General features: G+C 68.5%; 15 protein-coding genes. 6 read left to right on the top strand and 9 right to left on the bottom strand.

Features of this window, described 5'->3' with window-relative positions; all coding sequences use genetic code 11:
* Nucleotides 1–33 precede the first annotated feature (33 nt).
* Nucleotides 34–1,074, top strand: coding sequence for a quinone-dependent dihydroorotate dehydrogenase (locus AAG801_RS16080; RefSeq protein WP_341889270.1), 1,041 nt, complete (start codon nucleotides 34–36; stop codon nucleotides 1,072–1,074).
* Between the two features lie 6 nt (nucleotides 1,075–1,080).
* Here the strand turns inward: AAG801_RS16080 and AAG801_RS16075 are convergent, their stop codons facing one another.
* Nucleotides 1,081–1,719, bottom strand: a complete 639-nt coding sequence (locus AAG801_RS16075; RefSeq protein ID WP_341889269.1) for a CoA transferase subunit B — start codon at nucleotides 1,717–1,719, stop codon at nucleotides 1,081–1,083.
* Nucleotides 1,720–1,721: 2 nt separating this feature from the next.
* Nucleotides 1,722–2,441: a CoA transferase subunit A gene (locus AAG801_RS16070; RefSeq protein WP_341889268.1), complete on the bottom strand. Its 720-nt coding sequence runs from the start codon at nucleotides 2,439–2,441 to the stop codon at nucleotides 1,722–1,724.
* 107 nt (nucleotides 2,442–2,548) lie between these two features.
* Between AAG801_RS16070 and AAG801_RS16065 the strand changes: the two genes are divergently transcribed.
* Both AAG801_RS16065 and AAG801_RS16060 read left to right on the top strand, forming a co-directional pair.
* Nucleotides 2,549–3,121, top strand: coding sequence for a LuxR C-terminal-related transcriptional regulator (locus AAG801_RS16065; protein ID WP_341889267.1), 573 nt, complete (start codon nucleotides 2,549–2,551; stop codon nucleotides 3,119–3,121).
* A 134-nt stretch (nucleotides 3,122–3,255) separates the two neighbouring features.
* Nucleotides 3,256–3,552: a GYD domain-containing protein gene (locus AAG801_RS16060; RefSeq protein ID WP_341889266.1), complete on the top strand. Its 297-nt coding sequence runs from the start codon at nucleotides 3,256–3,258 to the stop codon at nucleotides 3,550–3,552.
* 1 nt (nucleotide 3,553) lies between these two features.
* Here AAG801_RS16060 and AAG801_RS16055 read toward each other — a convergent pair whose 3' ends face one another.
* The 3 genes from AAG801_RS16055 to AAG801_RS16045 are packed head-to-tail and all read right to left on the bottom strand — an operon-like array spanning nucleotide 3,554 to nucleotide 5,446.
* Nucleotides 3,554–3,973, bottom strand: coding sequence for an acyl-CoA thioesterase (locus tag AAG801_RS16055; protein ID WP_341889288.1), 420 nt, complete (start codon nucleotides 3,971–3,973; stop codon nucleotides 3,554–3,556).
* Between the two features lie 14 nt (nucleotides 3,974–3,987).
* Entirely contained in the window at nucleotides 3,988–4,650 is a 663-nt protein-coding gene (locus tag AAG801_RS16050) for a YceH family protein (protein WP_341889265.1), read from the bottom strand.
* A gap of 13 nt (nucleotides 4,651–4,663) precedes the next feature.
* Complete coding sequence (locus AAG801_RS16045) at nucleotides 4,664–5,446, bottom strand: SDR family oxidoreductase (RefSeq protein WP_341889264.1); 783 nt, start codon at nucleotides 5,444–5,446, stop codon at nucleotides 4,664–4,666.
* 191 nt (nucleotides 5,447–5,637) lie between these two features.
* Here AAG801_RS16045 and AAG801_RS16040 point away from each other — a divergent pair, with 191 nt between their 5' ends.
* On the top strand, nucleotides 5,638–7,323 hold the full coding sequence (locus AAG801_RS16040) for an electron transfer flavoprotein-ubiquinone oxidoreductase (protein WP_341889263.1): 1,686 nt from the start codon (nucleotides 5,638–5,640) through the stop codon (nucleotides 7,321–7,323).
* A 12-nt stretch (nucleotides 7,324–7,335) separates the two neighbouring features.
* Here the strand turns inward: AAG801_RS16040 and AAG801_RS16035 are convergent, their stop codons facing one another.
* A complete protein-coding gene (locus tag AAG801_RS16035) occupies nucleotides 7,336–9,249 on the bottom strand; it encodes a M48 family metallopeptidase (RefSeq protein WP_341889262.1) in 1,914 nt (637 codons plus the stop codon).
* A 124-nt stretch (nucleotides 9,250–9,373) separates the two neighbouring features.
* Here AAG801_RS16035 and AAG801_RS16030 point away from each other — a divergent pair, with 124 nt between their 5' ends.
* Nucleotides 9,374–9,892 carry a YcbK family protein gene (locus AAG801_RS16030; RefSeq protein WP_341889261.1) on the top strand — a complete coding sequence of 173 codons (519 nt, stop codon included), beginning with the start codon at nucleotides 9,374–9,376 and terminating at the stop codon, nucleotides 9,890–9,892.
* A 13-nt stretch (nucleotides 9,893–9,905) separates the two neighbouring features.
* Here the strand turns inward: AAG801_RS16030 and AAG801_RS16025 are convergent, their stop codons facing one another.
* The 3 genes from AAG801_RS16025 to AAG801_RS16015 are packed head-to-tail and all read right to left on the bottom strand — an operon-like array spanning nucleotide 9,906 to nucleotide 13,799.
* Entirely contained in the window at nucleotides 9,906–11,348 is a 1,443-nt protein-coding gene (locus AAG801_RS16025; protein WP_341889260.1) for a L,D-transpeptidase family protein, read from the bottom strand.
* Nucleotides 11,345–12,139 carry an enoyl-CoA hydratase gene (locus tag AAG801_RS16020; protein WP_341889259.1) on the bottom strand — a complete coding sequence of 265 codons (795 nt, stop codon included), beginning with the start codon at nucleotides 12,137–12,139 and terminating at the stop codon, nucleotides 11,345–11,347. Before AAG801_RS16020 ends, AAG801_RS16025 begins: the two co-directional genes overlap by 4 nt.
* A gap of 10 nt (nucleotides 12,140–12,149) precedes the next feature.
* On the bottom strand, nucleotides 12,150–13,799 hold the full coding sequence (locus AAG801_RS16015; RefSeq protein ID WP_341889287.1) for an acyl-CoA synthetase: 1,650 nt from the start codon (nucleotides 13,797–13,799) through the stop codon (nucleotides 12,150–12,152).
* A gap of 132 nt (nucleotides 13,800–13,931) precedes the next feature.
* Here AAG801_RS16015 and AAG801_RS16010 point away from each other — a divergent pair.
* Nucleotides 13,932–14,722 (top strand): MurR/RpiR family transcriptional regulator (locus AAG801_RS16010; protein WP_341889258.1); only part of this gene is annotated, 791 nt, incomplete at its 3' end.

Below are 14,722 nucleotides of genomic sequence, written 5' to 3'. Positions count from 1 at the left end.
GAGACAATCCGGCGATTATCCAAGACGCACCGCATGGCCCTCGTTCCCTACGCCCTCGCCCGCCCCTTCCTGTTCGGACTCGACCCGGAGGACGCGCACGACCTGACGCTGGCCGCGCTGGCGCGCATCCAGCACACGCCGCTGGTCTGCACGATCGCGCAGCCGCGTGTCGACGATCCGGTGACGGTGGCAGGCCTGCGCTTTCCCAACCGCATCGGCCTGGCCGCCGGGCTCGACAAGAACGGCCGCTGCATCGACGGCCTGGGCGCAATGGGCTTCGGCTTCGTCGAGGTGGGCACGGTCACGCCGAAACCGCAGCCGGGCAACCCGAAGCCACGCATGTTCCGCCTGCCGGAGGCGAAGGCGCTGATCAACCGGCTCGGCTTCAACAACCAGGGGCTCGATGTCTTCCTCGCGAACGTGAAGCAGGCGAGCTTCCGCGCCAAGGGCGGCATCCTCGGCCTGAACATCGGCAAGAACGCGGCCACGCCGATCGAACGCGCCGTCGACGACTACCTGATCGGCCTGAGCGGCGTCTATCCGCACGCCGACTACGTGACCGTCAACATCTCCAGTCCGAACACCAAGAACCTGCGCGAACTGCAGAGCGACGCGGCGCTCGATGCGCTGCTCTGCGCGGTGCAGGAGCGCAGGGCGGAACTGCAACGAGAGCATGGCCGCAACGTGCCGATCTTCGTGAAGATCGCGCCCGACCTGGACGAGGACCAGGTCAACGTGATCGCGGCCACACTGAAGAAGAATGGCATCGACGGCGTGATCGCCACCAACACGACGATCGCGCGCGACGCGGTCAAGCACCTGCGCAACGGCGCAGAGACCGGCGGCCTGTCGGGTGCGCCGGTGTTCGAGGCGAGCAACCGCGTGATCCGTCTGCTGCGCGCCGAACTGGGCAGCGCCTACCCGATCATCGGCGTCGGCGGCGTGATGAGCGGTGCCGATGCGGTCGCCAAGCGTGAAGCCGGTGCCGACCTCGTGCAGATCTACACCGGCTTCATCTACGGCGGCCCGCCACTGGTCACCGAGGCGGCGCGTGCCCTGAAGGACAGAGGCTGAGCCGCCCTACTGCAGCGTCACGCCCGTCTTGGCCTGGACTTCCTCGCGAGTGACGCCCGGGGCGAGTTCGACGATCTTCAGCCCGTGCGGCGTCACGTCGAGCACGCACAGGTCGGTGATGATGCGGTCGACCACGCCCAGCCCGGTCAGCGGCAGCGTGCATTGCGGCAGGATCTTCAGGTCGATCGTGCCGTCCTTCTTCTTGGCGACGTGCTCCATCAGCACGACCACGCTCTTCACGCCGGCCACCAGGTCCATGGCACCACCCATGCCCTTGACCATCTTGCCGGGGATCATCCAGTTGGCCAGGTCGCCCTTCTCGCTGACCTGCATGGCGCCGAGGATCGACAGGTTGACCTTGCCGCCGCGGATCATCGCGAAGCTGTCGTGGCTGCCGAAGATGCTCGAGCCGGGGATCGTCGTCACCGTCTGCTTGCCGGCGTTGATCAGGTCGGCATCGACCTCATCCTCGGTCGGGAACGGGCCGATGCCGAGCATGCCGTTTTCGCTCTGCAGCCAGACCTCGATGTTCGGATCGACGAAGTTGGCCACCAGCGTGGGCAGGCCGATGCCGAGGTTCACATAGAAGCCGTCGGCGAGTTCCTTGGCCGCGCGGGCAGCCATCTGGTCGTGGGTCCAGGCCATGGTCAGATTCCTTCCTTCGCGGGCACGCGTTCGGTGATCGTGCGCTTCTCGATTCGCTTCTCGGGCGTGGCGTTGAGCACCAGGCGGTGCACGTAGATGCCGGGCAGATGCACCGCATCCGGATCGAAAGTGCCGGTCTCGACGATCTGCTCGACCTCGACCACCGTGATGCGGCCGGCCATCGCCACTGCCGGGTTGAAGTTGCGCGCCGTGCGGCGAAAGATCAGGTTGCCGCTCTTGTCGGCCTTCCAGGCCTTGACCAGCGACACGTCGGGCGCCAGCGATCGCTCCATCACGTAGACGTGGCCGTCGAACTCGCGCGTCTCCTTGCCTTCGGCGACCATGGTGCCGACGCCGGTGCGCGTGAAGAAAGCCGGGATGCCGGCGCCGCCGGCGCGCAGCTTCTCGGCCAGCGTGCCTTGCGGGGTGAACTCGAGTTCGAGTTCGCCGGCCAGGTACTGGCGCTCGAACTCCTTGTTCTCGCCGACGTAGCTCGAGATCATCTTCTTGATCTGCCGCGTCTCGAGCAGCTGGCCGAGGCCGAAGCCGTCGACGCCGGCGTTGTTCGAGATCACCGTCAGGTTCTTCGCCTTCGAGTCGCGCAGCGCGGCGATCAGCGCTTCGGGAATGCCGCACAGGCCGAAGCCGCCCACGGCGAGCAACTGCCCGTCGTGCACGATGCCTTCGAGCGCCTTGGCCGCGCTCGGGTACACCTTGTTCATCGAATCGTCTCCTGGAGTCGGAATCAAGCCGCGCGAGCGTACTACGTATGGCATTACGTAGTCGTTACGTAGAATTGATTAAGGATCGGCCTCCGAAGAATCACCGCATGGACAGCCCGCACCCGCCGGCACTCGACTACCGCACCGCCTTCGACCTCGCGCCGGTCGGCATGGTGCTGTCGCGCCACCGGCTGATGGTCGACTGCAACCGGCAGGTTCTGGAGATGTTCGGCGCGGACCGCGAACAGTTGATCGGTCAGAGCTTCGAGGTGCTCTACCCGACGCACGACGAGTTCGAGCGCACCGGCGAACGCATCGCGGCGAGCCTGGACCGCCAGGGCTGGTACAGCGACGAACGGGTCATGAAACGTGCCGATGGAGCGCAGCGCGGCGAGCTGTTCTGGTGCCACGTCTCCGGCCGCGCGCTCGACCCGGCGCAGCCGCACGCCGCCGGCATCTGGGTGTTCGAGGATCTGTCGGCGCGGCGCCGCCTCGCCGTCGACCTGACACCACGCGAACGCGAGATCGCCGCGCTGCTGATCGAGGGCCTGACCAGCAAGCTGATTGGCAAACGCCTGGCGATCAGCCCGCGCACGGTGGACGTCTACCGCGCCCGGCTGATGAAGAAGCACCGCGCGGCCACGACGCCGGAACTGGTGCAGAAGCTGCTGCGCGCCTGAGGCATGGTTTGGCCGGCTTGAAAGCCACAGGTCGGCTCCTATGCTTGAAGCAGACCACGAACAGGCTCCGGCGTGGCCCGGCCCGAGAGGGACCTGACGCGACTGCGTCTGCGGGGCCAATCGAGGAGAACCTCATGGCTCTGTACACCGTGCTCGGCAGCTTCACCGATCAGGGCATCCGCAACATCAAGGAGACGACGCATCGCGCCGAGGCCGTCGAGGCCGCGGCCCGCAAGTCGGGCGTCACCGTCAAGAGCATCCAGTGGACGCTCGGCGCCTATGACCTGGTCTGCCAGTTCGAGGCACCCGACGACCAGGCCATCACCGCCTTCGGCCTGGCCATCGGCATGCAGGGCAATGTCCGCACGCAGACGCTGCGCACCTTCAGCCGCGACGAGATGAACGCCATCCTGTCGCGCCTGCCGGCCTGATTCAGGCGACCAGCGCTCGGATCCAGTCCGGCAGCGCGGTCGACTTCTGCTTCGGGAAGTCGACCCACACGCAACGCGCACCGCCCTCGGTGCAGATCACGCCGGGCTGGTCGGTGCGTTCCAGCGTCATGTAGGTGTCGAAGCTGGTGCGGCCGGCGTTGGCGACGTAGTGCCGCGCCAGCACCTCGCCCGGGTATTCGAGCTGGCGGATGAAGCTGCAGAACGCGTTGACGATCACCGGCCCTTCGCCCTGCGGATCGGGCCGGCAGCCGATGCTGTCGAACCAGGCGATGCGGATGGTCTCGAAGTAGCGGAAGTAGATGGTGTTGTTGACATGGCCCATCGCGTCCATGTCGCCCCAGCGGATGGGGATCACCATTTCATTGGTGAGCTTCTTCTGCTCGGGCAGGACCAGTCGCAGCGTCATGGTCGCGTTCAGGCCTTGCCGACGCCGAGTTCGGCGTAGAGCCGCTCGACCAGCGCGCGCAGTTCGTTGACTTCAGCCTGCAGCGCATCCTGGCGCAGCTTCAGCGCGGCGATCTCGCTGCTGGCGACGATGTCTTCGCCGGCCGTGGCGACGGGCATGGCCGAGATGTCGATCGGCCCGGCGATCAACTGTGCCCAGCGCGACTCGCGTGCACCCGGCGCGCGCGGCAGCTTGACCACCAACGCGCCGCCCTTCTCTTCGGACCGGTCGGCCAGTTCGTCGAGGAAGGCCTCGACCGAGGAGATGTCGGCGAAGCGGTGCAGGCGCTCGCAGTTGCCGCGCAGCTCGGCGCTGGTCTGCGGGCCGCGCAGCATCAGCACCGCCAGCAGCGCCACCGATTGCGACGGCAGACCGATCGCACGGCCCATGTTGTGCTCATAGCGCGCCACGCGCGAGCCGCTGCTTTCGAACACCAGGCTGAGCGCGCGCAGCGAATCCAGCGCGCCCTGCACCTCCGACTCGGTGGCATTGAGCACCGGGTCGCGCGCCGTCTTCTGGTTGCAGCCCAGCGTCAGCGTGTTCAGCGACAGCGGATAGCTGTCCGGCACGGTGTGCTGCTTTTCGACCAGCACGCCGAGCACGCGGGTCTCGAGCAAGGTCAGCGGCCGCATGTCCTGTCGTCGATCAAACCGCGAAGCCGTCGTCCGCCTGGATCACCGCGCCGTTGATGAAGTGGCTCTGGTTGGCCACCAGCATCATCAGCACCGAGTCCAGGTCCTGCGGCTGGCCAACACGCTTGCGCGGCAGCATGTCGATCAGCTTCTTGCCCTGCTCGGTCTGCCAGTGGTGGTGGTTGATCTCGGTGTCGATGTAGCCGGGGCAGATCGCGTTGACGTTGATGCCGAAGCGGCCCCACTCCAGCGCCATCGCGCGGGTCATGTGGATGACCGCGGCCTTGCTCATGCAGTACACGCCGATCTGGCCGAGCACGCGCAGGCCCGCCATCGAGGCCACGTTGACGATGCGACCGCCGGTGAAGGTGCCCGGTGCCGCGCCCTTGGCACGCGCCAGCATGCGCTTGCCGACCTCCTGCGCGACGAAGAAGGCGCCCTTGGTGTTGGTATCGAAGACGAAGTCGTAGTCCTCTTCCGTCACGTCGACCAGCTTCTGCGTGGTGCTGACGCCGGAGTTGTTGATCAGGATGTCGATCGTGCCCATCTCGGTCTCGGCGTGTGCCACGGCCGCCTTGATGCTGTCGCAGTCGGTGACGTCCAGCGCCACCACGTGCGCGTCGCCGCCGGCCGCCTCGATCTCGGCACGCAGCGTCTTCAGCCGCTCGATGCGGCGGCTCGCCAGCACCACCGCGCAGCCGGCCTGCGCCAGCGTCTTGGCGAACTGCGTGCCCAGGCCGCTGGAGGCGCCGGTGACGAAGGCCACGCGGCCGGAAAGATCGATGCTGTAGCTCATGCGGACTCCATCGTGATGCGAACTTCGCCGGAGACGATAGCACGCAGGTCCCGCATCGAAACGTGGCGCAGCGGGTGTCGCCACGGCGACTTCGAGAGCTGCGTCCAACGAATCGAACGATCGTGCTTTTTTGCCCTCCCAACCCGTAGAATCGCGCGCAGCCTGACCATCAGCGACCTCCAGGAACCCCGATGAGCCCGCAAGAGATCCTCGAACAATTTGGCCCGCGCGAAGCGATGGAATACGACGTGGTGATCGTCGGTGGCGGGCCCGCCGGGCTGGCCACCGCGATCCGCCTCAAGCAGCTTGCCGCGCTGGAAGGCGGCGAGGTCTCGGTGGTGGTGCTCGAGAAGGGATCGGAGCCCGGCGCGCACATCCTGTCCGGCGCGATCATGGACCCGCAGGCGCTGACCGAACTGTTCCCGAAGTGGAACGAGATGGACGCGCCGCTGAAGCAGGAGGTCACGGCCGACCAGTTCCTCTTCCTCAGCGAGACCGGCGCGAAGGCGACGCCCGACGTCCTGCTGCCCGACTGCTTCAAGAACCACGGCAACTACATCGTCAGCCTGGGCAATGTGGTGCGCTGGCTGGGCCAGCAGGCCGAGGCGCTGGGCGTGGAGATCTTCCCCGGCTTCGCCGCCGGCGAGGTGCTCTACAACGACGACGGCTCGGTCAAGGGTGTGGCCACCGGAAACCTGGGTGTCGGCAAGGACGGGCAGCCGCACGACGGCTTCCAGATCGGCATGGAGCTGCATGCCAAGTACACGATCTTCGCGGAAGGCGCGCGCGGCCACCTCGGCAAGCAGCTGATCGAGCGCTTCAGGCTGGATGCCGGCCGCGACCCGCAGAGCTACGGTATCGGCCTGAAGGAGCTGTGGGAGATCGACCCGGCCAAGCACCAGCCCGGCCTCGTCATCCACACCGCCGGCTGGCCGCTGGAGTCGGACACCTATGGCGGTTCGTTCCTGTACCACGCCGAGGACAACAAGGTCGCGCTCGGCTTCGTTGTCGGCCTCGACTATGCGAACCCCTGGCTGAGCCCCTTCGAGGAGTTCCAGCGCTGGAAGACGCACCCGGAGATCCGCAAGTATCTCGAAGGCGGCAAGCGCATCGGCTACGGCGCACGCGCCATCACCGCCGGCGGCATCCTCAGCCTGCCGAAGACGGTGTTCAAGGGTGGCGCGCTGGTCGGCTGTGATGCCGGCTACCTGAATGCCAGCCGCATCAAGGGCAGCCATGCGGCGATCAAGACGGGCATGCTGGCGGCGGAAGCTGCCTTTGCCGCCATCAAGTCCGGCCGCCAGCACGACGAACTGAGCGACTACCCGAAGGCCTTCGAGGAAAGCTGGCTGTTCTCGGAACTCGACCGCGCGCGCAACTTCAAGCAGTGGTTCAAGAAGGGCCGCACGACGGCCACGCTGATGACCGGCATCGAACAATGGCTGCTGCCGAAGCTCGGCTTCAAGGCACCGCCCTGGACGCTGCACCGCACGGCCGCCGACCACACCTACCTGAAGCCGGCCGCCGAGTGCGCGCAGATCGCCTACCCGAAGCCCGACGGCAAGCTGACCTTCGACCGCCTCAGCTCGGTGTTCATCAGCAACACCAACCATGAAGAGAACCAGCCGGCGCACCTGACGCTGCGCAAGAGCGAGGTGCCGGTGGCCATCAACCTGGCGACCTACGCCGGCCCCGAAAGCCGCTACTGCCCGGCCGGCGTCTACGAGTTCGTCAAGAACGACGACGGCAGTGATCGCCTGCAGATCAACGCGCAGAACTGCGTGCACTGCAAGACCTGCGACATCAAGGACCCGACGCAGAACATTGTCTGGGTCACGCCCGAAGGCGGCGGCGGGCCGAACTATGCCGGGATGTAGTCGTCCCGTTGCTCAGCGGCGCGCGGTGTAGATCTGCGCGTCGGGCACGGCGAGCATCCGCGTGACCAGCTTCTTCTGCGCGCCGTCGCGCCAGAAGGGGTGCGCCAGGTCGATGACCATGAAGGGGCACGGCAGCTCGATGCGCTCGCGCAACTCGGCCCACCACGTCAGTGCATCCGGCTGGCCGATGCCGCGGGCACGCTCGATCACCACCAGGCAGAAGCGCCAGCCCGGCGCCGCCGGATCGCTCTTGCGGATGACCCAGGCACGGCCGGCGGCGCGTTCGCTGCGCAGCAGATCCTGCAGCGAGCGCAGCACGCGCCGGCTGAGAGCCGCGCGCTCGAACTGCAGTTCGCCATCGAATCGGTGCAGCGCCTCCATCGCCGCCGCGGCCTCGCCGTCGCGCTGGCGCAGCAGCGTGCGCCAGGTCTTCAGCGCGTCGAAGCGCTCGCGCGCCTCCAGCCAGGCTTCGCGTCGCGCCGCCGCGCTGTAGGCCCAGGGGTTGTTGCCCGCCTCGGCCACGCCGCGCAGCAGCTCGGCGCCCTCGTCGCTGCGCGCCGCATCGGCTTCTTCGACCAGCAGCATGCCCAGCTCGTAGCGCGCGGCCAGGTTGTCCGGCCGATCGGCGATCAGCCTTCGCAGCACCTGCTCGCCGGCCTCCTCGCCGTCGAGCAGCCGTGCGGCGCGTGACCACAGCAGGTGATCGTCGGCATCGATCGGGCCGGTGGCGGCCTCACGTTCGAGTTCATCGATCATGTGGCGCTGGCCGTTGGCGTGGCGGTGGCGCTCGTTCCAGGCCAGCGCGGCCTCCTCGCGCCAGCGTTCGTCGATGCGGCGGATCCAGTCGTCCAGTCCGTCCCCGAGCAACGCCTCAGCGGCACTCGGTGCCGCCGGCCCCGGCAGGCCGGGCTTGACCTCGGCGAAGGCGAGGCGATCGCGCAGCGACGGGTGCGTGTCGCTGCTGTCGGGCAGTCGCTTCAGGCCGTCGTTCAGCCAGACGCGCGCCTTCGGATGGCGCAGGCTCTCCGGCATCGCCCGGTGCAGCGCGCGGTAGGGCTGCTCGCTCGCCGGCGACGGCGAGGTCGCGGCGCGCCGCCACAGCTCGGGCCAGAACTCGTCGTTGAGGAAGCGTGCCTGCACCTCGATCGCCTGCAGCCCTTCGGCCGCCGGGCGCGCGCCGACGATGCGGTGCGCTGCGCGGTCGGCCTCGAACTCCTGCTGGCGCGACAGCACGAAGGCGCGTGCGTTGAAGCGCGGGAAGAAGTGGCGGAAGAAGAAGGCCAGTGCCAGGTCGGCGACGTTGCCGCCCAGGCCGGAACGCTCGCGCGCCTCGGCCAGCATGTACCAGCTGCGCCGCGTGCGGTAGATCCACTGGCCGAGCTTGCCGTGGGCGCCGCGCAGGTGGCCGAATTCGTGGGCGATGACGGCGCCGAACTGCTTCGTCGACAGGCCGAGCATCAGCGGCAGTCCGACGACGAGATGGTTCTGATGCCAGCCGAGCAGCCCCAGGCGCGGTTGCTGCCACACGGCGGCGTTGAGGTCGCCGTCGATCAGCACGCGGTCGGGGCGCGGCGCGCCAGTGCGCTGGCGAACCTTCTCGATGAGCTCGAACAGGCGCGGCGCCTGCGCCGCATCGACCGGAATGCCTTCCGGTGCCACCGGCCGCATCCACAGCGCACGCAACAGCGAGAACAGCAACGAGGCGCAGGCGATCACCAGCATGATCTTCCAGCCCTGCACGCGGCCGTGGATCAGTTGCTGCACGCCCCAGAGCAGACCCCAGGCCGACGCGGCCAGCAGCAGCAGGATGGTGGCGTAGCCGAACACCGCCATCGCGGCGGTGGTCTTCGCGAAGCGCTGCGGGTCGCCGCGGCTGTCGTGCTCGTAGGCCGCGACGAGCCGGCGAAAGGCCTGATCGTCCATCATCGGTCTTGTTCCTGTGCGAAGTCTTGCGCAAAGTGCCGGCAGCGTGTTTCAGCCGGCTTGCCGGACGTCAAGTCGTTCACACAATCACACCATGTCGCCGAAGGGCGTCGATACACTCGGGGGCATGTCGACCTTGACCCGACGTCACTTCGTGGCAGCCCTGGCCGCCGCACCGCTGACTGCGAAGGCGCGCAGCGCCGAGCCACGGATGCTCACCTTCAGTCACCTGCACACCGGCGAGCGGCTCGAGGTCGAGTACTTCAGTAGCGGCAGCTACCTGCCCGACGCGCTCGGCGCGGTCAATCGCGTGCTGCGCGACTTCCGCACCGGTGACGTCGGCACCATCGATCCGGCGCTGCTCGATCTGCTGCACGCGCTGCGCCTGCAGACACGCAGCGAGCGCCCCTTCGAGATCATCTCCGGCTACCGGTCGCCGGCCACCAACCGCATGCTGCACGAGCGCAGCAACGGCGTGGCGACGAAGAGCCTGCACATGAGCGGCCAGGCGATCGACATCCGCCTGGCCGATGTGCCTCTGGCTTCGCTGCGCAACGCCGCGCTGTCGCTGGGCCGCGGCGGCGTCGGCTTCTATCCGGGGTCGAACTTCGTCCACGTGGACACCGGGCGCGTGCGCGCCTGGTAAGCGCCCTGCCCGCTCAGTTCGAGCGGCGTCGCTTCAGCGAACGCTCCAGCGCGGCGTCGTGGCCGTAGATGTCGTCGGCGAAATGCAGCGTGCCGTCCTCGGGCATCACTGCCGCGGTCACGTAGTACAGGATCACCGGCACCGGCGCGCTCAGGTTGACCTGCTGCGAGCTCGTGCCGTTCATGGCTGCCTCGATGCGCTCCAGCGTCCACGCCGGCTGGTCCTTCAGCAGCCACTGCGCCAGTGCCGGCGGGTTCTCCAGCCGCACGCAGCCGTGGCTGAAGTCGCGGCGGCTGCGCGAGAACAGTGCGCGCGCCGGCGTGCCGTGCAGGTAGACGTTGTCGTCGTTGGGAAAGATGAACTTGACCAGGCCGAGCGAGTTCTTCGGCCCCGGCCGCTGCCGGATGCGCAGCGCGCCGGCGCGCGCGGCCTCGAGGTTCTCCGTCGTGGCGGCCACCGGCCTCGCATCGTCGCCCTGCCCGCCGACCAGTTCCATGTCGTGACGCGCGAGGTAGGTGGGGTCGCGCTCGGCGGCCGGCAGCACCTCATTGCGCAGGATCGAGCGCGGCACGTTCCAGTACGGCCGGAAGATCAGGTGCGTCATCTCGTCGGCGAACACCGGCGTCTGCGTGCGCAGCGCGCGCCCGACGATCACGCCCATGCCAAGCGCCGGTGTGCCCTCTGGCGCACCGGCATCCCAGGCCCAGAGCCGGAACATCGGGATGTTGATGGCGATGAACGGCCGGCCGCTGCGGTGCGGCAGCCAGCGCAGGCGCTCCATCGCCAGTTCGATCTGGCGCACACGCGCACTCGGTGGCACGTTCAGCGCCGCGAGCGTGGCGCGGCCGATCGTGCCATCGGTGTCGAGGCCGTGGCGTTGCTGGAAGCGCTGCACTGCGGCGGCGAGGACGTCGTCGTAGCGCTCGGCTGCGTTCACCGCGTCGGCGGGAAGGTCGCCGAAGGCGACGAGTCGCTCGCGCAGGCCGGCGATGCCGGCATAGGCGTCGCCCGCAACCAGCTTCTTCCTCAACGGAGGCAAGGCCGACCATGGCGGTGCGAGGCGGCCGAGGCCTCGGTAGCGGGCGAGCGCCTCGCGCAACTGCCGGTACTGTGCGAGCGGTGGCGTCAGGCGCTCCACGGCCGGCTGCAGCCGGCCCTCGGCCACGGCCGCCTGCAGAACGCCGTCGATCTCGTCATCGGTCGACGCGCCGACACGAAAGCCGAGCTCCTTCGCACGCACACGCCCGAGATGCAGATGGCTCAGGTAGCGCCGCATGGCCTCGGGCGGCGGCAGGTCGCGGTAGTCGGCCGGATCGAGCCCGTCGTCGGCCGCCTCGGCGACGATCTGCCGAGCCTCCTGCAGCAGCGCTTCGGGCCAGGCGGGTTCGGCGGCGTGCAGGCACGCGCCGCTGCACAGGCCGACCAGCGCCGCCAGAACGAGCAGCGCGCGCCTCATCCGCGCGGCGTGCCCCAGTTCGGCGGACGCTTGTCGATGAAGGCCTGCACGCCTTCCAGCGCGCTCTCGTCCATCATGTTGCAGGCCATGGTCTGGCCGGCGTCGTCGTAGGCGGCCGCGATGCCCTTCTCGAGCTGGCGGTAGAACAGCGCCTTGCCCATCGCCAGCGCCACGCGCGGCTTGGCGACGATGGCCGCGACGAGCGTCTCCACCGCCGCGTCGAGCTGGTCAGGCTCGGCCACGCGATTCACCAGGCCCTTGGCCATCGCCTCCTCGGCCGAGATGAACCCGCCGGTGACGAGCATCTCGAAGGCCGCCTTGCGCGACAGGTTGCGCGACAGCGCGACGCTGGGTGTCGAGCAGAACAGGCCGAGGTTGACGCCGCTGACCGCGAAGCGTGCATCGCGCGCCGCCACTGCCAGGTCGCACATCGCGACCAGCTGGCAGCCTGCGGCCGTGGCGATGCCATGCACGCGCGCGATCACCGGCACCGGCAGCTTCTGCACCGCGAGCATCACCTGCGTGCATTGCGCGAACAGCGTCTGGTAGTAGTCCAGCGAGGGCTCGGCGCGCATCTCCTTCAGGTCATGCCCGGCGCAGAAGGCGCGGCCGGCGGCACCGAGCACGACCACGCGGGCACGCTCGTCCTTGGCGATCGCCTCCAGTTCGTCCAGCAGCGCGGCAAGCATGCCTTCCGACAGCGAATTGAAGGCGTTCGGCCGGTTCAGCGTCAGCCGCACCACGCCGCGTTCATCGGTCTCGCGCAACACCAGAGCCTCGTTGCTCGTCATCTCGCTCTCCTCATCCGATCGCGGACGCACTCTTCGCCCGCTCGCGCAGCTGGAACTTCTGGATCTTGCCCGTCGAGGTCTTGGGGATGGCCTCGAAGCGGATCTCGCGCGGCACCTTGTAGCCGGCGAGAAGGCCCTTGCAGTGCGCGATCAGCTCTTCGGCCGTGACGCTGGCGCCGGGCTTGAGCTCGACGAAGGCCAGCGGCGTCTCGCCCCACTTGTCGTGCGGCTTGGCGACCACCGCGCAGGCCATCACCGCGGCGTGGCGGTACAGCGCATCCTCGACCTCGATCGAGCTGATGTTCTCGCCGCCGCTGATGATGATGTCCTTGCTGCGGTCCTTGATCTTCACGTAGCGGTCCGGCTCCATCACCGCCAGGTCGCCGGTGTGGAACCAGCCTCCCTCGAAAGCCTTGTCGGTGGACGCCGGGTTCTTCAGGTAGCCCTTCATGACGATGTTGCCGCGGAACATGATCTCGCCCATGGTCGATCCGTCGGCCAGCGTCTCGCGCAGCGTTTCCGGGTCCAGCACCGTCATGCCTTCCTGCAGCATGTAGCGCACACCCTGGCGGCCGTTCAGGCGGGTCTGCTCGGACAGGCTCTCGGTGGCCCAACTGTCACGCTTGACTGCCACCGCCGCCGGGCCGTAGACCTCGGTGAGACCATAGACATGGGTGATGTCGAAGCCGAGCCGGGCCATGCCTTCGATCATCGCCGCCGGCGGCGCCGCGCCGGCGACCATGCCGCGCACCTTCTGCCGGATGCCGGCACGCATCTCATCGGGCGCGGCGATGATCAGGTTGTGCACGATCGGCGCCGCGCAGTAGTGGTCGACACCGTGCTCGCGCATTGCCGCCAGGATGGCCGGCGCCTCGACGCGGCGCAGGCACACATGCGTGCCGCCGAGCATCGCCACCGTCCAGGGGAAGCACCAGCCGTTGCAGTGGAACATCGGCAGCGTCCACAGGTAGGTGGGGAAGTGCGGCATGGTCCAGGTGGCCGCGTTGCACACCGCGTTGAGGTAGGCGCCGCGGTGGTGCGTCACCACACCCTTGGGGTCGCCGGTGGTGCCGGAGGTGTAGCTCACGGCAATCGCATCCCACTCGTCGGCCGGACCGTCCAGTCTCGCCAGCGGCTCGTGCGCCGCCAGCAGCGCCTCGTACTCGTGCGCGCCGAGGCGCTCGCCGGTGCCGCCGTACTCGCTGTCGCAGACGTCGATGACGACCGGCGAGCGGCCGTGCTCGGCCTTCAGCAGGCGCAGCGCCTCGCCCATCAGCGGGGCGAACTCGCGGTCGGTGATCACCACGGCCGTTTCGCAGTGGTTCATCTGCCAGGCCAGCAGCGGCGCATCCAGCCGAGTGTTCAGCGTGTTGATCACCGCGTTCAGCGCCGGGATCGCGTAGTGCGCCTCGACCATCTCCGGTGTGTTCGGCAGCATCGTCGTCACCGTCGTGCCGCGTACCACGCCCAGCGCGCGCAAGGCGGCTGCCAGCCGTGCCGACCGGTCTCGCAGCGTGCGCCAGTCGCAGCGCCGCGCACCGTGGATCACCGCCGGCAGATCACCGAACACCTCGGCGCTGCGCTCGACGAAGCTGACCGGGCTGAGCGCCGCGAAGTTGGCGGGGTTCCTGTCGAGATGCTGGTCGTAGATGCTGCCCATCGCCGTCTCCTGCTGGTCGAGGAGCATTCTCGCACCGTGCCATTCGGGCCGACCGGTGTGTTTGCAACACTTGACTCAGTACGGCGCTGCTGAAACACTCGAACGCTTTCTGTGCCATGCCCTCGTGCTTGCATGTCCGCCACCACCCTCTCGCAGCTGATCGGCCGGCGCTTCGACGAACTGAGCCCGGAACAGCAGCGCGCTGCGCGCTGGCTGCAGGGCCATGAGGCGACGATCGCATTGCACTCGATGCGCAGCGCCGCGCGCCAGGCCGGCGTCAGCCCGGCGACGATGACGCGGCTTGCGCAGCGGCTCGGCTTCGACGGCTACGAGGCACTTCGGCAGCCGGCCCGACGCCGGCTCGCGGCGCAGGCCGCGCCATCGGCATATGCCGAACGTGCACGTGCCCGGCAGCGTTCGGGAGCCGCCGCGCGAGATCGGCTCGACGCGCTCAACGGCGCGCAGCAGGCCAACGTCGCCTCGGTGGCGGCGCGCAACGGCGATGGCACGATCGAAGCCGCCGCGGATGCCCTGCTGCACGCTTCCCGGGTGTTCTTTCTCGGCCTGCGCGTGTGCCACGGGCTTGCCTTCCACCTGCACTACGGCTGGGGCCTGCTGAAGGCCAACGGCACGCTGATGAACGACCTCGGTGGCACGCTGGCCGACCACGCCCTGCAGATCGCCCCTGGCGACCTGCTGGTGGCGATCAGCCAGGCGCCCTACACGCGCCGCACCGTCGAGGCAGTGGCGCTGGCGCGCCGCCAGGGCGCCGCCGTGCTCGCGTTGACCGACAGCCCGCTCTCGCCGGTCGCACGCGGCGCACAGCACCTGCTGCTGTTCGACACCGACTCGCCTTCGTTCTTCCATTCCCTCACCGGCGCGCAGGCGCTGGCGGAATCGCTGCTCGACGCGGCCGCCGCGCG

The organism is Variovorax sp. YR752 (assembly GCF_943372545.1).
Note: the sequence above shows the minus strand (reverse complement) of the source record. Positions and strands in the feature narration are given on the sequence as shown.